Annotated in this window: 19 protein-coding genes; 9 read left to right on the forward strand and 10 right to left on the reverse strand. The window is 71.9% G+C overall.

Annotated elements, in window-relative coordinates; genetic code table 11:
• Positions 1-9: 9 nt before the first annotated feature.
• The 5 genes from PSEJ35_RS0107400 (at position 10) to tkt (ending at position 7,897) form a co-directional block, all read left to right on the forward strand.
• Positions 10-915, forward strand: coding sequence for a VWA domain-containing protein (locus PSEJ35_RS0107400; protein WP_084635482.1), 906 nt, complete (start codon positions 10-12; stop codon positions 913-915).
• Positions 912-2,672: a VWA domain-containing protein gene (locus PSEJ35_RS0107405; RefSeq protein ID WP_028917232.1), complete on the forward strand. Its 1,761-nt coding sequence runs from the start codon at positions 912-914 to the stop codon at positions 2,670-2,672. Before PSEJ35_RS0107400 ends, PSEJ35_RS0107405 begins: the two co-directional genes overlap by 4 nt.
• Positions 2,669-4,369: a BatD family protein gene (locus PSEJ35_RS0107410; protein WP_232207597.1), complete on the forward strand. Its 1,701-nt coding sequence runs from the start codon at positions 2,669-2,671 to the stop codon at positions 4,367-4,369. The genes PSEJ35_RS0107405 and PSEJ35_RS0107410 overlap by 4 nt, the downstream gene beginning before the upstream one ends.
• Before the next feature lie 57 nt (positions 4,370-4,426).
• A complete protein-coding gene (locus PSEJ35_RS15700) occupies positions 4,427-5,737 on the forward strand; it encodes a dicarboxylate/amino acid:cation symporter (RefSeq protein WP_037082709.1) in 1,311 nt (436 codons plus the stop codon).
• Positions 5,738-5,899: 162 nt separating this feature from the next.
• Complete coding sequence (gene tkt, locus PSEJ35_RS0107420; RefSeq protein WP_028917234.1) at positions 5,900-7,897, forward strand: transketolase; 1,998 nt, start codon at positions 5,900-5,902, stop codon at positions 7,895-7,897.
• Positions 7,898-7,984: 87 nt separating this feature from the next.
• Here tkt and PSEJ35_RS0107425 read toward each other — a convergent pair whose 3' ends face one another.
• From PSEJ35_RS0107425 to PSEJ35_RS15705, 4 genes are all read right to left on the reverse strand, one after another.
• Positions 7,985-8,656, reverse strand: a complete 672-nt coding sequence (locus PSEJ35_RS0107425) for a M23 family metallopeptidase (RefSeq protein ID WP_028917235.1) — start codon at positions 8,654-8,656, stop codon at positions 7,985-7,987.
• A 25-nt stretch (positions 8,657-8,681) separates the two neighbouring features.
• Positions 8,682-9,647: a L,D-transpeptidase gene (locus PSEJ35_RS0107430; protein ID WP_037082711.1), complete on the reverse strand. Its 966-nt coding sequence runs from the start codon at positions 9,645-9,647 to the stop codon at positions 8,682-8,684.
• Between the two features lie 121 nt (positions 9,648-9,768).
• Entirely contained in the window at positions 9,769-10,080 is a 312-nt protein-coding gene (locus tag PSEJ35_RS0107435) for a BolA family protein (RefSeq protein WP_028917237.1), read from the reverse strand.
• 73 nt (positions 10,081-10,153) lie between these two features.
• The gene (locus tag PSEJ35_RS15705) at positions 10,154-11,146 is read right to left on the reverse strand and encodes a topoisomerase (RefSeq protein ID WP_232207598.1); all 993 of its coding nucleotides are present in this window, start codon (positions 11,144-11,146) and stop codon (positions 10,154-10,156) included.
• 305 nt (positions 11,147-11,451) lie between these two features.
• On the opposite strand from PSEJ35_RS15705, the gene PSEJ35_RS15710 reads away from it, so the two are divergent.
• The 3 genes from PSEJ35_RS15710 (at position 11,452) to PSEJ35_RS0107455 (ending at position 13,686) form a co-directional block, all read left to right on the forward strand.
• Positions 11,452-11,832 carry a BlaI/MecI/CopY family transcriptional regulator gene (locus PSEJ35_RS15710; RefSeq protein ID WP_037082745.1) on the forward strand — a complete coding sequence of 127 codons (381 nt, stop codon included), beginning with the start codon at positions 11,452-11,454 and terminating at the stop codon, positions 11,830-11,832.
• On the forward strand, positions 11,822-13,066 hold the full coding sequence (locus PSEJ35_RS15715; protein WP_037082713.1) for a TonB family protein: 1,245 nt from the start codon (positions 11,822-11,824) through the stop codon (positions 13,064-13,066). Before PSEJ35_RS15710 ends, PSEJ35_RS15715 begins: the two co-directional genes overlap by 11 nt.
• A 170-nt stretch (positions 13,067-13,236) precedes the next feature.
• A complete protein-coding gene (locus PSEJ35_RS0107455; protein WP_232207599.1) occupies positions 13,237-13,686 on the forward strand; it encodes a hypothetical protein in 450 nt (149 codons plus the stop codon).
• Here the strand turns inward: PSEJ35_RS0107455 and PSEJ35_RS0107460 are convergent, their stop codons facing one another.
• From PSEJ35_RS0107460 to PSEJ35_RS0107485, 6 genes are all read right to left on the reverse strand, one after another.
• Positions 13,687-14,244 (reverse strand): flavin reductase family protein, encoded by a 558-nt coding sequence (locus PSEJ35_RS0107460; RefSeq protein ID WP_028917239.1) that lies wholly within the window; start codon positions 14,242-14,244, stop codon positions 13,687-13,689.
• A 56-nt stretch (positions 14,245-14,300) separates the two neighbouring features.
• Entirely contained in the window at positions 14,301-14,915 is a 615-nt protein-coding gene (gene modC / locus PSEJ35_RS0107465; protein ID WP_028917240.1) for a molybdenum ABC transporter ATP-binding protein, read from the reverse strand.
• A 3-nt stretch (positions 14,916-14,918) separates the two neighbouring features.
• On the reverse strand, positions 14,919-15,614 hold the full coding sequence (gene modB, locus PSEJ35_RS0107470; protein ID WP_028917241.1) for a molybdate ABC transporter permease subunit: 696 nt from the start codon (positions 15,612-15,614) through the stop codon (positions 14,919-14,921).
• Between the two features lie 9 nt (positions 15,615-15,623).
• Complete coding sequence (gene modA / locus PSEJ35_RS0107475; RefSeq protein WP_051412574.1) at positions 15,624-16,409, reverse strand: molybdate ABC transporter substrate-binding protein; 786 nt, start codon at positions 16,407-16,409, stop codon at positions 15,624-15,626.
• 87 nt (positions 16,410-16,496) lie between these two features.
• A complete protein-coding gene (locus PSEJ35_RS0107480; protein ID WP_051412575.1) occupies positions 16,497-17,336 on the reverse strand; it encodes a S1/P1 nuclease in 840 nt (279 codons plus the stop codon).
• 67 nt (positions 17,337-17,403) lie between these two features.
• Positions 17,404-18,033, reverse strand: coding sequence for an OmpW family outer membrane protein (locus PSEJ35_RS0107485; RefSeq protein WP_028917244.1), 630 nt, complete (start codon positions 18,031-18,033; stop codon positions 17,404-17,406).
• Positions 18,034-18,193: 160 nt separating this feature from the next.
• On the opposite strand from PSEJ35_RS0107485, the gene gap reads away from it, so the two are divergent.
• Positions 18,194-19,198: a type I glyceraldehyde-3-phosphate dehydrogenase gene (gap, locus tag PSEJ35_RS0107490; protein WP_028917245.1), complete on the forward strand. Its 1,005-nt coding sequence runs from the start codon at positions 18,194-18,196 to the stop codon at positions 19,196-19,198.
• The last annotated feature ends 22 nt before the right edge of the window (positions 19,199-19,220 follow it).

Below are 19,220 nucleotides of genomic sequence, written 5' to 3' on the forward strand. Positions count from 1 at the left end.
CTGGCCTGGATGCTGCCGCCCCGGCAGCCTGCGGTTGCCGCGTTGCGCGTCCCGTGGGGCGCGCGGCTCGAGGAAGTGGCGGGCGCCGAGGCGGGCAGTGCCGCCGTCGCCTGGCTGCTGCCGCTGCTGGCCTGGCTGCTGCTGTGCGCCGCCGCCGCGCGCCCGCAGCAGCTGGGCGAGGCGCAGCTGCCGCCGCACCAGGCGCGGCAGATGCTGCTGGCGGTCGACCTGTCCGGCAGCATGAGCGATCCGGACATGGAACTGGGCGGTCAGGTGGTCGACCGCCTGACCGCGGCCAAGGCGGTGATCGCCGATTTCCTCGAACGGCGCGCGGGCGACCGCGTCGGCCTGCTCGTGTTCGGCCAGCGCGCCTACATGCTCGCCCCGCTCACCCTCGACCGTGAATCGGTGCGCCTGCAGCTGCGCGACAGTGTCGCCGGCCTGGCCGGTCGCGAGACCGCGCTGGGCGACGCCATCGGCCTGGGGGTGAAGCGCCTGCGCGAGCAGCCCGAAGGCCAGCGCGTGCTGGTGCTGCTCACCGACGGCGTCAACACCGCCGGCGTGATCGAACCGCTGCGCGCCGCCGCGCTGGCCCAGGCCGAAGGCGTGCGCGTGTACACCATCGCCTTCGGAGGCGGCGGCATGCGTTCGCTGTTCGGCGTGCCGTTGCCGGTGCAGGGCGAGGAAGTCGACGAGGACACCTTGCGCCAGATCGCGGCGATGACCGGGGGCCGCTTCTTCCGCGCCCGCGATACCGGCCAGCTGGCGGACATCTATGCCGAGCTCGACCGGCTCGAGCCGGTGGACGTGGCCGCCGCGCCGGTGCGTCCGCGCATCGAGCTGTATCCGTGGCCGCTGGGTGCAGCGCTGCTGCTGATGGTCGTCGCCGTACCGCTGCGGAGGCGTGCCGCATGAGCATCGCCTGGCTGCAGCAGCTGCCCGCCGTGCACCTGCAGCGCCCGCTGTGGCTGTGGGCGCTGTGCGCGCTGCCGCTGCTGTGGCTGCTGTGGCATCGCCACCGCCGCGAGGCCTGGCGGGACGCGGTGGACCCGCACCTGCTCGCGCACCTCATCGAACCCGGTCGCGGGCGCAGCGGCTGGCGGCTGGCCGGCATCTCGCTGGCGTGGGTCCTGTCCGTGCTCGCCCTGGCCGGTCCGGGTTGGCGCCAGGAGGCGCAGCCGCGCCAGGAATCGCGCACGCCGCTGGTCGTCGCCCTGGACCTCTCCGCTTCGATGCTCGCGCCCGACCTGCCGCCGACGCGCCTGGCGCAGGCGCGGGCCAAGATCGAGACCCTGCTGCGGGAGCGCGAGGGCGGCGAGGTCGGGCTGGTGGCCTGGGCCGAGGACGCGTACCCGGTGGCGCCGCTGACCGCCGATGCCGGCAACGTCGCGCTGTTCCTCGAAGCGCTGGCCCCCGACCTGATGCCGGTCGACGGGCACCGCGTCGAACGCGCGTTGACCCACGCCGCCACCTTGCTGCGGCAGGCCGGCTTCGAGCATGGCGACATCCTGCTGCTCACCGGCGAGGCCGAAGCGGAGGCGCAGGCCATCGCGGGCGCGATCGCGACGCAGGGCTACCGGATATCGGTCATCGGCCTGGGCACGCCGGCCGGCGCGATGTACCGCGACGGTGCCGGCGCGACGCGGCCGGCGCGGCTGGACGAGGCCGCGCTGCGCGCCCTCGCCGCCGCGGGCGGTGGCGGCTACGCCAGGCTCGCCGCGGACGATTCCGACCTGCGCGCGCTGGGCGTGCTGGTGCCCCGCGCCGAGCAGGAAAGCCTGCGTGGCGACGGCCAGCGCGTCTGGCTCGACCAGGGCTATTGGCTGCTGCCGCCGCTGCTGGTGCTGGTGGCGCTGCTGGTGTTCCGTCGCGGCGCCGGGGTGCTGGCCGCGCTGCCGCTGGCCGTGCTGCTGGCGATGCCGGGCCCGGCGCGCGCCGCCGGCGCGGAGGACGAGGGCGGCTGGTGGCGGCGCGCCGACCAGCAGGCGCAGCAGCGCATCGAGCGCGGGGTCGAGGCCTACCGCCAGGGTGACTACGCCACGGCAGGAGAGGCTTTCGCCGGCGCCAGCGCACGCGGCGCCGATGCCGATTACAACCTCGGCAACGCGCTGGCGCGCCAGGGCCGCTACGACGAGGCCATTGCCGCCTACGACCGCGCCCTCGCGCGGTCGCCGGGCATGGAGGATGCAATCGCCAACCGGCGCGTGGTCGAAGCCGCGCGGCGCCAGCAGCAGGAAGGGCAGGGCCGGTCCGGGAAACGGCAGGGTGGCGAACCGCAGCCGGCGCAGGACGGCGAACCGGAACAGGGCGACGACCCGTCGCAGGATTCCCAGGGCCAGCAGCGTCCTCCGGATGATCCCGGCCAGCCGCAGGATCGTGGCGATGCCGGGAAGCCCGACGAAGGCCCCGAGCCGCAGGCGGAAGACGGACAGGCGCGCCAGCGCCAGGAACAGGCCGACCGCGAGCAGCGCGAGCGCATGCAGGAGGCGCTGCAGCAGGGTGGCGAAGAGCCGCAGGAACAGGTCCCGGCGGAGGCGCAGGAGGACGCGCAGACGCGCGAGGAGCGCCAGGCCCGCGAGGCCTGGCTGCGGCGCATTCCCGACGATCCCGGTGGACTGCTCCGGGCCAGGTTCCGCCTCGAATACGAACGCCGCCTGCGGGAGGGACGATGACAATGCATGAGCCGTCGCGCTATCGACCCGCCATCCCGGGTGCGCCGTGCCCGCCCGCGCGGCGCGGCCTGGCGTGGCTCGCGGTGCTGGTCTTCGCCTGCCTGCCCGCGTTCGCCGCGCTGGGCGAAACGCGCGCGTGGCTGGATCGCGAAACCGCCGCGATGGGCGATGCGGTGACCCTCAACATCGAGACCGACCAGGCCGGCGTGGCGCCCGATTACCGGCCGCTGGCGGCGGGATTCGAACTTGGCCAGCCCTACCGCAGCGACCGCAATGGACGCACGCTGTTCGGCATCGCCCTGACGCCGCGGCGCAGCGGGGCGCTGGACGTGCCGGCGCTGGCGGTCGGAGCCGAGCGCACCGCGCCGCTGCGCCTGCAGGTGAGCGAAGCGCGCGCGCAGGTACCGCGCGGCGACGCCTTCGTCGAGGTCGTGGTCGACGATCCGGCGCCCTATGTGCAGCAGGGCGTCGGCCTGGTGGTGCGGCTGCACTACGCCACGCCGCTGCTGTCCGGCGAACTGGTCCAGGATGCCCCGGACGGGGCATCGCTGCAGCGCGTCGGCGACGACGTGCAGAGCAGCCGTGAGGTCGGCGGCCGCCGCTACCACGTGGTCGAGCGCCGCTACCTGCTGGTGCCCGAGCGCAGCGGCCCGCTGCTGCTGCCGCCGGCGCGTTTCCGTGGCCGCGCGGCGGCGGGGTTCTTCGAGGATTTCTTCGGTGGTGGCGGCGGCCGCCGCGAACTGTCGGCGCAGTCGCCCCCGCAGACCTTGCAGGTGCGCGCGCAACCGGCCAACGCGCCGCAGCCGTGGCTGCCGTTGCGCGAGCTGCGCCTGCGCTACCTGGCGGCGCCGGCGGCCGGACGTGCCGGCGAAGCCGTCGAGATCGCGGTGGAAGCGGTGGCGCGCGGGGTCACCGCGGCGCAGTTTCCGGACATCCCGGTGCCGCGGGTGGACGGGGCCCAGGTGTTCCCCGAACGTGCCGAGACCACCGAGCGCTTCATCGACGGCGGCCCGCAGCTGACCGTCGTGCGCCGCTACGCGGTGGTGCCATTGGCGCCGGGCCGATTGCGCGTGGCCGGGCCGCGCATCGACTGGTGGAACGTGCGCGAGCGGCGCGCGGAGGCGGCGACGCTTCCGGACCTGGCGCTCGAAGTGGCGCCCGGCAACCCGGATGCCACGTCCGCGGGTGGCGGCACGGTGGCGCCGTCCCCGTCCGACGCGATGGCGGGGAACGCCGTGCCATCGTCTCCGGCTTCCGCGGGCAACCGGCTGTGGCCCTGGCTCGCGGCGGTGCTGGCGGTGCTGTGGCTGGCCACGCTGGCCTGGGCCTGGTCGCTGCGGCGCCGGCATGCGCGTGGCGCGGCCAGCGAAGATGCGACCGCTGGCGCGTACCGGTCCCGGCCCGTGCTGATGGACCTTCGACGCCTCCTCGATGCCGGCAGCTTCGACGAGGTGGTGCGCATGCTGCAGCGCATGGCCGACCCGCCGGCGGCGGACCTCGATGCGCTGCTGGCGCGGCTGGACGATCCACGCCAGCGCGAGGCACTGGAGGCGATGCGGCGGGCGCTGTGGGCCGGCGATGGCGATGCCTCCGCCGCACGCGTCGCGCTGCGCTCGGCGTTCCGCGAGGGCCCCCGCTGGAAGGCGACGCCGGCGGCGGCGCGCGAACCCCTGCCGCCCCTGTATCCGGAGCGGTGAAGCCGGGCACGGCGGTTTGCTAGGATCGGGATTTCGTTTCTCAGGGGGGAACACCGGATGTCCGACAAGCCGCGCAAGAGCTGGCCGATGCCGTGGAAGATGGGACTGGGCTTCGGCCTGGGCCTGGTGCTCGGCCTGCTCGTACACGTGGCCGTCGGCGCCGATGCCGGCTGGGTGCAGGCGTTCACGAACTACGTGACCACACCGGCTTCGCGGCTGTTCCTCAACCTGATCTTCATGCTGATCGTGCCGCTGCTGTTCTCGGCGCTGGTCATGGGCATCGCCGACATGGGCGACATCCGCACGCTGGGGCGGATCGGCTGGAAGACGATGGCCTACACCATCCTGCTGTCCGGCGTGGCGGTGCTGCTGGGCCTGGTGCTGGTCAACCTGCTCAAGCCCGGCGCGGGCGTGGATCCGGCGCTGGCGCAGCAGCTGCTGGCACAGAACGTCGAGCGCAGCCGCGAGATCGTGGCCAGCATCGACACCCAGCCGCGCGGCATGGACGTGCTCCTGTCGATCGTGCCGAGCAACGTGATCCAGGCCGCCTCGGACAACGGCTCGATCCTGGCGCTGATGTTCTTCGCGGTGATGTTCGGCGTGGGCATGGTCCTGACCGACGACGACAAGGTCGCCACCCTGCGCCGCGGCATCGAGGGCGTGTTCGAGGTGTCGATGACCCTGATCGGCCTGGTCATCCGCCTGGCGCCGTACGCGGTGTTCTGCTTCATGTTCAACCTGGCGGCGATCTTCGGCTTCGAGCTGCTGGTGCGGTTGGGCGCCTACGTCGGCGTGGTGGTGGTGGCGCTGGCCATCCACATGTTCGTGACCTACGGTATCGCCGTGCGGATGGCCGGGCGCTCGCCGCTGGCCTTCTTCCGCGACATCCAGGAAGCGGCGGTGATGGCCTTCTCCACCGCCTCGAGCAACGCCACCCTGCCGACCGCGCTGCGCGTGGCCGACCAGATGGGCCTGCCGCACAAGGTCTCGCGCTTCGTGCTGACCGTCGGCGCCACTGCCAACCAGAACGGCACGGCCCTGTTCGAGGGCGTGACGGTGATCTTCCTGGCGCAGTTCTTCGCCGTGGACCTGAGCGTGGGCCAGCAGTTCATGGTGATGCTGGTGTGCATCCTCGGCGGCATCGGCACCGCCGGCGTGCCCTCCGGCTCGCTGCCGGTGGTGGCGCTGATCTGCGCGATGGCCGGCGTGGATCCGATCGGCATCGGCCTGATCCTCGGCGTGAACCACTTCCTCGACATGTGCCGGACCACGCTCAACGTCAGCGGCGACCTGACCCTGGCGACCCTGGTGTCGCGCGGCGAGCAGGACGATCCCGCGCCGGTGGAGGGCACCCGCAGCGCCGGATGAGACGCCGCGGCCGCGCAGGCCCACGATAGTTTCGCGGCCAACCGTGCCCGGGAGGGCCGCGGGACGGCGTTCTTCGCTGCAGTGCAGGACAGGCGTGGACAAGGATGGGACAATAGGCTGCCCGCAGCGCCGCGGGCGCCTCCGACCCTTCCAGCCCCCGACATGACGACGCCGACCCGCCGACAGCTCGCCAACGCCATCCGTTTCCTCGCCGCCGACGCGGTCGAGGCCGCCAAGTCCGGCCATCCGGGCATGCCCATGGGCATGGCCGACATCGCCGAAGTGCTGTGGAACGACTACCTGCGGCACAACCCGGCCGACCCGCATTGGGCCGATCGCGACCGCTTCGTGCTGTCCAACGGCCACGGCTCGATGCTCCACTACGCGCTGCTGCACCTGAGCGGCTACGACCTGCCGCTGGAAGAGCTCAAGCGCTTCCGCCAGCTGCACAGCAGGACCGCCGGCCACCCCGAACGCCACGAGACCCCCGGCGTCGAGACCACCACCGGTCCGCTGGGGCAGGGCTTCGCCAACGCCGTCGGCTTCGCCCTGGCCGAGAAGCTGCTGGCGCAGCGCTACAACAAGCCCGGCCTGGACCTGGTCGACCACCGCACCTGGGTGTTCATGGGCGACGGCTGCATGATGGAAGGCGTGTCCCACGAGGCCGCCTCGCTGGCCGGCACCTGGGGTTTGGGCAAGCTGACTGCGTTCTGGGACGACAACGGCATCTCCATCGACGGCGAAGTCCACGACTGGTTCACCGACGACACCCCGGCGCGCTTCGAGGCCTACGGCTGGCACGTGGTCCGCGGCGTCGATGGCCACGACCCGGAGGCGATCAAGGCGGCGATCGAGGCCGCGATCGCGGTCACCGACAGGCCCAGCCTGGTCTGCTGCAAGACCGTGATCGGCTTCGGCGCCCCGAACAAGGCCGGCAAGGAAGAGTCGCACGGCGCGCCGCTGGGCAAGGACGAGATCGAAGGCGCACGCAAGGCGCTGGACTGGCCGTATGCGCCGTTCGAGGTGCCGGAAGAGATCTATGCCGGCTGGCGCCGCGGCGACGGCGCGCAGCGTCAGGCGCAGTGGCAGGCGCTGTTCGAGCGCTATGCCGCGCAGGACCCGGAGGCGGCCGCCGAGTTCGCCCGCCGCATGCAGGGCAGGCTGCCGGAAGACTTCGCCGGCAAGGCCGACGCCTACATCGCCGCGGTGCAGGCCGAGGGCCCGACCATCGCCTCGCGCAAGGCCTCGCAGAACGCGATCGGCGCCTTCGCCCCGCTGCTGCCGGAACTGATCGGCGGCTCGGCCGACCTGACCCCGTCCAACCTGACCCAGTGGAAGGCCAGCAAGTCGGTGACCGGGGCCGATCCGGACGCCAACTACGTGCACTACGGCGTGCGCGAGTTCGGCATGAGCGCGATCGCCAACGGCATCGCCTTGCACGGCGGCTTCCTGCCGTTCGACGCCACCTTCCTGGTGTTCAGCGACTACGCACGCAATGCGCTGCGCATGAGCGCGTTGATCCCGGCGCACGTGATCCACGTCTATACCCACGACTCGATCGGCCTGGGCGAGGACGGCCCGACCCACCAGCCGGTCGAGCACCTGGCTTCGCTGCGCTACATCCCGAACAACGACGTGTGGCGTCCGTGCGACGCGGTCGAGTCGGCGGCGGCGTGGAAGGCCGCGATCCTGCGCCAGGACGGCCCGAGCGTGCTGGTCTTCAGCCGCCAGAACCTGCCGCACCAGCCGCGCGACGAGGCCCAGGTGAAGCTGATCGAGCGTGGCGGCTACGTGCTGGCCGATGCCGAGGGCGGCGCCCCGGACGTGATCCTGATCGGCACCGGTTCGGAAGTGGGCCTGGCGGTGGAAGCGAAGAAGGCGCTGGACGCGGCGGGCCTGAAGACCCGCGTGGTCTCGATGCCGTCGACCGAGGTGTTCGACCGCCAGGATGCGGCCTACCGCGAGTCGGTGCTGCCGAAGTCCGTGCGCAAGCGCGTGGCGGTCGAGGCGGGTGTGACCGACTACTGGCGCAAGTACGTGGGCCTGGACGGCGCGGTCGTGGGCCTGGACCGCTTCGGCGCCTCCGCTCCGGCCGGCGAGCTGTTCAAGTACTTCGGCATTACCGCCGAGGCGGTGGTCGAGGCGGCGAAGTCGCTCTGACGCGACCGCGATGGCTGCAACGGAAAAGGGGACGCGCAGGCGTCCCTTTTCTTTTCCGCGCCGCGTGGCGCGATCGCGCGATGCGGCTCAGGGCAGCGGCGCCTCGCCGCGCAGCACCGGATACGGGTTCACCGCCGTGCCTTCCCACCAGCGCCGTTCCGGGCCGAGCACGAAGATGGCGAAGTGCAGGTGCGGCGCATCGGGCGAGGCATTCCCGGTGGAGCCGACATAGCCGATGACCTGGCCGCGGCGGAGGGCCTGGCCTTCGGCGATGCCATCGGCGTAGCCCTGCAGGTGCGCGTAGTAATAGGCCAGGCGCCCGCTGGGCTCGAACTGGTACAGGGTCAGTCCGCCCTGCCTGCTGTCGAACAGCTTCTCGACGGTGCCGTCGGCCACCGCCAGTACCGGCGTGCCGGCTGGCGCCATGATGTCGATCGCATCATGCTGGCGACCGGCGCTGCGCGCACCGGCGAAGGTGTCCTGCAGCGCGCTGGCCTCGATGCCCTGCACCGGCACCAGCAGCGGCGATGGCGAAGCTGGCGGCACGGACCGCGGCGAGAGCGTCACCGGGGGCGTGGCCGGTTGCGGCGGGTAGCCGGGGGTGGGCGCCGGCGCACTGGCGACATCCGCCATGGGGGCCGGCGTGCGGGTCGGATTGACCTCCACCAGCGAGCCGCTGGCGCCATCCAGGCGCACCAGCAGGAAGAGCACCAGGGCGATCAGCAGCGCTCCGGCCAGCAATGCGAGCATCGTTCTCATCGGCAGCGTCCGTTACGGTCCCGGCTCATTCCTGCAGCGTCACTGGCACGCTGACATCGACCAGCGCCGCCAGCGCCTTCGCATCCCAGTTGGTCAGGCGGATGCAGCCATGCGACTGGTGCTTGCCGACGGTCGCCGGCTCCGGCGTGCCGTGGATGCCGTAGTGCGGCTTGGACAGGTCGATCCACACCGTGCCTACCGGATTGTTCGGCCCGGGCGCGAGCTTCGCCTTGCTGTGCGAAGGGTCCGCGTCCCAGAACAGGTCCGGGTTGTAGTGGAACACCGGGTCCTCGACCACGGCGACGATCTTCCAGTCGCCGATCGGCAGCGGATCGTGCTCGCTGCCGGTGGAGGCCGGGAACTGCGCAAGCGTGCGCTCTGCGCCATCGACCACGCGCAGCACCGATTCGCTGCGGTCGACGACGATGCGCGCGGGCTTCCCTGGCAATCCGGTCCCTGTGGCGACGGCCGGGACCTTGATCGCATCGCCCGCTCGCGCCGTCCCGAGTCCGGGGTTGAGGCGGCGCAGCAGCGCCGGGCTGGCGTGGAAGCGCTCGCCGAGGGCCTCCGCCAGCGAGGTGTAGCCGAGGGCCTCGAGCTTCGCCTTGTCCATCGCGTCCTCGGGCAGCTCGACATAAGGACCGTCGATGTCCGCCGCGGTGAGGGTGTAGTCGGCCAGTACCGGGGAAGCGTCGCGCTCGAGCGCTTCCCACGTCGCCCCGTCCGGCTCGCCGGTGACCGCCAGTCCATGCGCCTCCTGGTAGCCGCGGAGTGCACGGGCCTGGTTGGAACCGGCCAGGCCATCGATCTCGCCAGGCGAGAACCGCGCCCGATCCAGCAGTATCTGCAGGCGCAGCAGGGCGGCTTCGCCTTCGCGGACGGCGCGGTCTTCGGTGGCGGCAACCAACCCCGGAGCGTCTTCAGCGGAAGCGGCTGCGGACGCGGCCAGCAGCATGGCAAGGGCGAGGCACGTGAATGGCGGGCGAGGCATGGGCAGGTCCGTTCCTGGGTTGCCCGTCAGGCTGCGGATGCCCGTGCACGCCGCGCGTGAAGGCGCGCCGTCGTCGTTCAGCGAAGTGGGAGCCGCGTTGCGGCGGCCGGAGCCGGCCGGCTCAGAGGTCGTGCTTGCTGCCGCCGCGGCAATGTGGCGAATCCGGCACCTGCGCGCCGTCGCCCCACTCGGCCGGCGTGTACGTGTGCATGGTGAGGGCGTGGATCTGCTGCATGAGCGGGCCCACGGCGGCGTACACCGCCTGGTGCCGCTGGATCAGGCGCCGGCCTTCGAAGGCATCACTGACGATCACCGCCTTGTAGTGTGTCTCCAGCCCGCGGCTGTGCATGTGGCTTTCGTCCAGCACCTCCAGGTGGGACGGCTGCAGGGCGGTGGAGATCGCCTGGTGGATCTGGTCGGCGCGGGTGGTCATGGCAATCCGGGGTGGGGGCGTACGACAGAGATGATGGCGCAACGGCGGGCTTCAAGCCGCCACGCCGGATCGATCAGTGCCCTGGCCAGTTCGCGGGGACACTGAAGCCCGGGTCGTCTGCCGGCTGGCGCAGCAGGTGGCGGCGGATGGCCGCCCGCGCCGGTGCGTCCCACTCCGGACGCCAGGCGCAATGCCGGGGATCGGCGACGTCGGCGTGGTAGCCCAGGTTGCCGGGGACGCCCAGCGCCGCGTAGACCGGCACGGCGGCGCGAGCACTGGCATGGCCGGCTGGCGCGCCGAGCCAGGCCACGTGCGGGTTGTCCAGCACCAGCAGGCCACGGGGGGCGACCAGGGCCAGGACCTGGTGCTGGTCCACCGCGAGACGCCGCGGATCGTCGATGTACCGGCCGAAGGCATCGCCCAGCCACGGTTGCTCGCCGAAGGCGCTGGACGCCGGCTGTGCGCCTTCGGGGGCGCCGCGCCACGTCGGCACGCCGCCGGCGCCGGATTCGATAGGCACGGTCAGCGCCACGCGCTGGTCGAAGGCGCCAGCCGCGAGCGCGCCCTTGCCATGCCGCGAGCAGCCGCTGACGCCGACCGCATCCGCGCGCAACAAGCGGCCGTCCGACGCGGCGATCACGTCGATGATCCGGCTCACGCCCCAGGCCCAGGCCATCAGCGTGCCGGTGCCGGCCACCTGTTCGCCGTACAGCCGGTAGAAGGCCCCTTCCTTGCGCCGTCCTTCGCCGGTCTCCGCACCGAGCACCGTGCCGGGAAACTCGATCCAGGCCACGCCTTCGGCCGCCAGCAGTTCCGGGCTCACCCCGGCCACCCCGGCCATCACCAGCATTGCCGGGAACGGCCCGGCGCCTTCCGGCAGGTGCAGCCGCGCGCTGAAGCGCTCGCTGCGTCCGGCGTGCCGTACTTCCACCTCGATGCGGTCGGTGCCGACCGTGCCGGTCACGGCGGCGGGTGCTGGTCCCTTCGTCCCGTATACCTGTGCTTGCAGCGCACGCAGGGTCTGCTGGCGCAGGCAGCGCCACTGCGCCGGGTCGGTCGCGCGCATGCCGTCCGGAAGGAGAAGCGGGTCCGGCAGTCCAGCACTGTGGCCCGCCGCGGGCGCGACGACCGGGCAACCGCCACCGTCGTTCTCCGCCGCGGAAACGAACGCACCGGCTGCCGCGCTGCCATGCGAGGCAAGCAGGAGCAGGCCGGGCAGAAGGGTCCGCCAGGGGTTCCAGCGCATGCGCATCTCCAGTCCCGGGAAGTGCGGATCATGCCAGCTGCGCCAGGGGACTTGACGCGACCTCCGTTTACGCTTGTAATCCAATTTGGATTACGTGTGTAAACGGAGCTCCCATGTCCGAACCGATTCCTGTCACCGAAGCCGAGGCCGCGGTCATGGAGGTGTTGTGGCAGTCCAGCCCGCGCAGCTCGGAAGAGGTCGTGGCCGCGCTGGCGCCGGCCACCGGCTGGGCCGAGCCCACGATCAAGACCCTGCTCAACCGCCTGCTCAACAAGGGCGCGATCAGTGCCGAGCGCGAGGGCCGGCGCTACCTCTACTCGCCCGTGCTGGCGCGTGAGGCCTGGGTGCAGCAGCAGAGCGAGGGCCTGCTGGCGCGCCTGTTCGGCGGCCGGGTGGCGCCGCTGGTGGCGCATTTCAGCGAGCGCGGCCGGCTCTCGGCGGCGGACATCGCCGAACTCAAGCGGCTGGTATCCCGGCTGGACGAAGGACAAGGCGATGGACGCTGAGCTTTCGATGCTGTTGCGCGCGACCCTGGCCCTCACCGCAGCCTGCGCGCTGGTGCTGTGCCTGCGCCGCCCCGCCCGCAGCCTGTGGGGCGCGCAGGGCGCCTACCTGCTATGGGCCTGCGTCCCGGTCGTGCTCGTCGCGGCCCTGCTGCCCCGGGGCGGCGTTGCGATCCAGCTGCCGGTGGCCGACGCATGGCTGGTGCCGCTGCAGGCCAGCGTTGTCGCCGCCGGGACCAATGCGTCGGCGTGGCAGGCGTGGCTGCTGCCGGCGTGGCTGGCCGGCGCGCTCGCCACCGCGCTGCTGATGGCGTGGCAGCAGTGGCGTTTCCGGCGTGCGCTGGGGCGGCTGCAGGAGTGGCGGCCCGGCGTGTTCCAGGCCAGCGGCGACGGGGCCGCGCTGCCGGCGGTGGTCGGCGTGCTGCGGCCGCGGATCCTGTTGCCGGCCGATTTCGAGCAGCGCTACAGCGAATCCGAGCGCGCGCTGATCCTGCAGCACGAACACCTGCACGTGCGGCGCGGCGACCTGCTGGCCAACGCCTTCGCCGCGCTGCTGCACTGCCTGTTCTGGTTCCACCCGCTGCTGCCGCTGGCGCTGCGGCGCTTCCGCCACGACCAGGAGCTGGCCTGCGACGCCGGCGTGGTCGCGCGCCATCCCGGCCAGAGGCGTGTCTATGGCGAGGCCATGCTCAAGGCGCAGTTGCTGCAGTCGTCCCCCGTCCCGCTGGGCTGCCACTGGCCGTTCCAGCATCCACTGAAGGAGCGCATCGAAATGCTGAAGCATCCGGTCCAATCATCGCGGCAGCGCATCGCCGCCGTGCTGTCCGTGTCCCTGCTGGCCCTCGGTACCGCCTGCATGGCCTGGGCGGCGCAGCCCGCACGAGCCTCCGTTTCCGCCGGCAACGCGGCGCAGCAGCAGGCGCAAGTACCCCATGAATCGTCGCCGCTGCCGTCCACGCACATGCCAGCCCCGCGCTATCCCAAGGACGCCGCGGATGCCCGCGTCGCCGGCCTGGTGGTGCTGCTGCTCGACGTTGACGCCGAGGGCCGCGTGACCGGGGTGGAAGTGGAGGATGCCAAGCCCGCGGGCGTGTTCGAGGCGGCGGCGATGGAGGCGGTGCTGCAGTGGCGCTTCAATCCGGGGAGCAGGGATGGGGTCGTCCTGCCCAGCCGCGTGCGGGTGCCGATCAGCTTCGAGCTGGACAAGCCGGCGGCCGAAGAGGGCGGCCAGGCGTGATCCCGGTGCACGGCCCGCGCGCTGCGCGGGGCCTGGCCCGGAAGGGCGAGGCGGGCTTCCGTGGATGGCGGGGATGCCTGCTGGCGCTGTCCCTCGCGGGCTGCGCCAGCACCGCCGATACCGGCGCCTCTCCCGATGACATCAGCACCGGCGTGGGCCAGCACATGATCATGCCGGCAGGTGCATCGCGCTATGAACTCGCCCCGCACCAGGGCTTCTCGCTGCCGCAGTTCCTGGCCACCGATGCGCCGGAGTTCCCGGCGCATTACCGGCCCGCCAGCCCGTTCGACCTCACCGTGTGCGCATCGCTGGTGGTTTCCGACGACGGCGCGGTACGCGACGTGCGCCTGGTCGACGCGCCAGGCTGCGTGCCTGCCAGCGAGGCGCCGGAGCCGCTGGCCGAAGCGGTGCGCGGGGCGATGGCGAGCTGGCAGTTCCGGCCGGCGCTGATGTGCGAATACGCGGATGCCGCCACCCGCAACCGCTCCTGGACCGGCGACGGTTGCGCCGGGCCGGTGCTCGAGGCCAGGCCTGTCCCGGTGACCCTGTCGTGGGCGTTCACCTTCGAGCTGCGCGATGGACAGGCGCGGGTGACCCGCAACCGCGCCGTGGCGAACTGATCAGGACTCGAGCATCTCCGGGCGGAACAGCCGCCGGCGGCTGGTCTCGTCGCCGGACGCCATGAACCGGCCTTCGCCGCGGTAGTGCACGGTGCGCGGCCACTTCGGCCGCGACGCGACGTGCGCACGCACCACCTGCCACACGAACAGCGGGTAGTCGTCGTTGATATGGGTGCGGCGCAGCCGGCATTCGAAGCTGGCATGGCACTCGCCGACCAGTGGCGCCTCGACCTCGTCGGCCGGCTGCGCGGTCAGGCCGAAGCGCTCGAACTTGTCGACCTCGGCGCTGCTGCAGTTGCCGATCCGAGCCACGGTGTCCAGCAGCGGTTCGGTGGGCAGGTTGATCACGCATTGCCGGCTGCGTCGCGCCAGCGCGTGGCTGGTGTTGGCCTCCCAGATATACGTTCCGACGAGGTCGTAGCCGAGCATCATGTGCCAGCCGCAGGTCATGATCGCGCGCCGCTCCTTCCATGCGGTGCTGATCAGCACCAGCGGGCCAGGCTCCAGCAAGCGCCGGGTGTGTTCGACGGGGAATGCGGTCCTGCGGGGCAAGGCCATGGCCGGTTCCGGTGCGCGCCTGGCGCCAGCCTGTGCGCACCCGCGGCAAGGATCCGTCAATCCAGCACGTGCACCGCGTCGGCCAGCCGCCGCACCTCGTCGGGGTGGTGGCTGACGTAGAGCATCGGCAGCCGCACCTTGTCGCGCACCCGCTGCAGGTAGGGGATGAGTTCTTCGCGCCGCGCCTGGTCCAGCGCGCTGAGCGGTTCGTCGAACAGCAGGATGGCCGGCTGCGAGAGCAGGGCGCGGCCGATCGCCACGCGCTGCGCCTCGCCGCCGGAGAGGTTGGCGGTACGCCGTCCGAGCAGGTGGTCGATGCCGAGCAGACCGACCACGGAATCGAAGCCGAAGCGCGCGCCGGCGCCGCCATGGCGCCCGTAGAGCAGGTTGCGGCGCACGTCCAGGTGCGGGAACAGGCGCGCGTCCTGGAACACGTAGCCGATGCGGCGGCGATGGGTGGGCACGTCGATGCCGCGCGCGCTGTCGTACAGCACGCGGTCGTCGATGCGGATATGCCCGGATTCCGGGCGCACCAGCCCGGCGATCGCGTTGAGCACAGTGGTCTTGCCGGCGCCCGACGGACCGGCCAGCGCGACCACGCGCGCCTGCTCCCCGATCCGCACGTGGCGGTGGAAGGCGCCGCGGCGCAGCTGCACGTCGACGTCGAGCACGGCTCAGTCCTCCTCCGCGCGGCGCGGCCGCCGCACCAGCCATTCGGACAGCAGCAGCGCGCCCAGCGAGATCGCCAGCGACACCAGCGCCAGGCGCCAGATCCCGGCCTCGCCGCCGGGCACCTGCATCAGCCCGTAGATCGCCGAGGACAGGGTCTGGGTTTCGCCGGGGATCGCGGAGACGAAGGTGATGGTGGCGCCGAACTCGCCCAGCGCCTTGGCGAAGGCCAGCGCCGCGCCGGCGACCAGGCCTGGCCAGGCCAGCGGCAGGGTCACGGTGAGGAACACCCGCCACGGCGCCGCGCCCAGCGTCGCCGCGGCCTGCTCGAGGCGGCGGTCGACGTTCTCGATCGACAGCCGGATCGCGCGCACCATCAACGGGAAGCCCATCACCGCGCAGGCCAGCGCCGCGCCGGTCCAGCGGAAGGCGAGGGTGATGCCCAGCACGTCGTGCAGCCAGCGTCCGACCGGGCCCTCGGTGCCCAGCATCACCAGCAGGGCATAACCCATCACCACCGGCGGCAGCACCAGCGGCAGGTGCACCAGCGCGTCGAGCAGGGCCTTGCCGGGGAAGCGCCGGCGCGCCAGCAGCCAGGCCACGGCCACGCCGACCGGCAGGCTGCCCATGGCGGCGACCAGGGCCACCTTCAGGCTCAGGGCGATGGCGGTCAGTTCCTCGGGCGTGAACCAGGCGGCCAAGCAGCTACCTCAGTCGCGCGCTTTGAAGCCGCGGCGGACGAAGATCGCGCGCGCCTCGGGCGAGGACAGCCAGCGCACGAAGTCGCGCGCGGCGGCGGGGGAGCCGCGCAGCGCCGCCACCGGATACACGATCGGCGGATGGCTGGAGGCGGGGAAGGTGGCGAGCACGCGCACGCGTGGCTCGGCCTTCGCGTCAGAGGCGTAGACGATGCCCAGCGGCGCCTCGCCGCGCGCCACCAGCATCAGTGCCGCGCGCACGCTTTCCGCCTCGGCCAGGCGCGGCTTCACCGCATCCCACTGGCCCAGCGACTGCAGCGCGGCGCGCGCGTACCTGCCGGCGGGCACGGTCGCGACCTGGCCCACGGCGAGGCGGCGATCGCCGAGCGCGGCGGCGACCGAGCCGGGGCGCGCGAGGTCGATCTTCGCGGTGCTCGCGGCAGGGGCCACCAGCACCAGCTGGTTGCCGAGCAGCTCGCGGCGACTGGCCGCGTCGACGCGGCCGCGCTGCTGCAGGTAGTCCATCCACTCGCGGTCCGCCGACACGAATACCTGCGCCGGCGCACCCTGCTCGATCTGCCTGGCCAGCGCCGAGCTGGCCGCGTAGGACACGCGCACCTGCGTGCCGCTGGCCTTGCCGTAGGCGGCCGCCGCCTCGTCGAGCGATTCCTTGAGGCTGGCGGCGGCGAACACCGTCACCTGTTCGGGCCCGGAGGCATGGGCGACCACGGGCACGGATGCCGTCACCGCGGCAAACAGCAGCACCGGCAATCGGAGCAGGGTGGCCAGGATTGGCATGGGGCTCCCCGGTCGGGCGGCCACGCGGGGCCGGGACAGGTACATGCTGCTTGATCCGGGCTGGGCGCGCACGTGTTGACCCGAAGGTCAGTCCTTGCCGCCGAGCGCGGCGTTGAGGGTGGCCGCCAGGCGCTCGCCGCCCAGGCGCAGCTGCTGTTCGGCGGTGGGCAGGTGCTGCTCCACATAGGCATCGTCGACCGCATGGCCCGGCGGATAGAACCCCGGCGCGGCGGCGATGCGGCAGGACTGCTCCGCCCACAGCCGTGGCGCGCCGTCCGGCAGCGGCGACGCTGCCGTGGCCGGAAGCGCCCGCAGCCGTTCCAGCCAGCGTTCCTCGTCCAGGCGCCGGCTGTTGAGCATGCCGCTGTCCCACAGCGAATGCATGTTGCTGCCCTTGCCGCGCCAGTTGACCTGGTAGTCGTTGCCACCGCGGTCCTCGCCACGGCCGGCGTGCAGCGGCTGGTGCAGGTCGCCGACAAGGTGGACGACGAACTTCAGCGCCTGGCGGCGCGCGGCGTCGTCCTGCGTGCGGTCGGCAAGGATGGCGGTGTGCACTTCAAGCGCCTCCACCGCGCAGTTGCCGCCGGGGCAGTCGCGCGCGGCGTCGTAACGGCAGTCCGGATCGGCGATGTTGACGTAGTGCCAGCGCGCGGAGCGCTTGCCCAGGCCCGGGTCCGAGCCACGCAGGTTGTCGGCCCAGTTGGCGATGCCGGCGAGGCTCGGGTCGGCTTCGCCCTGCAGCAGCCGTTCCACTTCGGCGCGGGCCTGCGGATCGAGTCCGGGCTCGGCCAGGCGCGCGACCAGGCGGTGGCCGAGCGGACCCCACGCGTGCGCGGGAAGGGTCAGGGCGAATGCGAGCGGCAGGCACAGCAGCGCGAGGCGGCGCCCGCGTGGTGCGGAAAACGGAACGGGAGCGGTGGCAGTCATGCCGGCACTTTAACCGGTTCGACGCCGCCGCTCCCGTGCCCGGGTCAATTTTCCCGGGAAAACCGCATCAGAACTTCATGACATAAGCCGCGCCGTACACCAGCGGGTCGATGTTGGCGGTGCCGAGCTTGGCGCCGTCGACCTTGACCTTGGTGTCGATGTCGGCCCAGCGCACGTCGACGCGGATCGACGACTTGTCGCTGACCTTGAAGTCCAGGCCGGCGTGCGCCGACAGGCCCCACGAATCACCCAGCTTCAGCCTGGCGTCCTCGAGCGCGCCGGTGGTGTTCTCGCTGAAGAAGGTGGTGTAGTTCAGGCCCACGCCCAGCAGCGGCGAAACCTTGCCCTTGCTGTTGAAGTGGTACTGCAGGGTGAAGGTCGGCGGCAGGTGCTTGGTGTCGCCCACCTTGCCCACGCCCTTGACCGCGATGTCGTGCTTGAACGGCAGCGCGCCCAGCACCTCCAGGCCCAGGTTGTCCTTGAGGAAGTATTCGAAGGCGATGCTCGGCTTGGCGTCGCTGTCGATCGCCAGCGGCAGGGTGCCATTGGCCAGCTTGCCGTTGTCCGACTTCGGGTCGACCTGGTGGACGCCGATGGCGACGGTCCAGTCGCCGGCCGACTGGGCGGCGGCGGGCAGCGCGGCGGCGGCGAGGGCGGCGGCCAGGAGGGCGGGGACCAGCTTGTTCGTCATGTGCAGTGCTCTCTGCTTGGGGTTGCGGCCAGTCTCCGCCCCTGCCCGGCGCCCCGCCTTGATCACAGTCAAGGCGGAAGCCTCCGGCGGGCCCGGCTGCTAGAATGGCCGCCCCTTTCCACCACCAATGGCCGTGCAGCGGCGCGGCCGCCAGGAGTCACGCGCAATGGCGATCAAGGTTGGCATCAACGGGTTCGGCCGCATCGGCCGCAACGTCCTGCGTTCGGCCGTGCAGAATTTCGGCGACGACATCGAGATCGTCGCGATCAACGACCTGCTCGAGCCGGACTACCTGGCCTACATGCTGCAGTACGACTCGGTGCACGGCCGCTTCAAGGGCGACGTCAAGGTCGAAGGCAACACCCTGGTCGTGAACGGCAAGCGCATCCGCCTCACCCAGGAGCGCGATCCGGCCAACCTGAAGTGGGACGAGGTCGGCGCCGACGTGGTCATCGAATCCACCGGCCTGTTCCTCGACAAGACCAGCGCGCAGAAGCATCTGGACGCCGGTGCGAAGAAGGTGATCCTGTCGGCCCCCTCGAAGGACGACACGCCGATGTTCGTCTACGGCGTCAACCACGACACCTACGCCGGCCAGGCGATCATCTCCAACGCCTCGTGCACCACCAACTGCCTGGCCCCGCTGGCCAAGGTGATCCACGACAAGTGGGGCATCAAGCGCGGCCTGATGACCACCGTGCACGCCGCCACCGCCACCCAGAAGACCGTCGACGGCCCGTCCAACAAGGACTGGCGCGGTGGCCGCGGCATCCTCGAGAACATCATCCCGTCCAGCACCGGCGCGGCGAAGGCCGTGGGCGTGGTGATCCCGTCGCTGAACAAGAAGCTGACCGGCATGTCGTTCCGCGTGCCGACCTCCGACGTGTCGGTGGTCGACCTGACCGCCGAACTCGAGAACCCGGCGACCTACGAGGAGATCAAGGCCGAGATCAAGGCGCAGAGCGAAGGCGCGCTGAAGGGCATCCTCGGTTACACCGAGGACAAGGTCGTCGCGACCGACTTCCGCGGCGACACCCGCACCTCGATCTTCGACGCCGACGCCGGCATCCAGCTCGACCCGACCTTCGTCAAGCTGGTGGCCTGGTACGACAACGAGTGGGGCTACTCCAACAAGTGCCTGGAGATGGTCCGCGTCGTCGCCGGCAAGTAAGCCTGGCGATGATTGCATCGGA

This window comes from Pseudoxanthomonas sp. J35 (assembly GCF_000513995.1).
In the GTDB taxonomy this organism is placed as follows: domain Bacteria; phylum Pseudomonadota; class Gammaproteobacteria; order Xanthomonadales; family Xanthomonadaceae; genus Pseudoxanthomonas.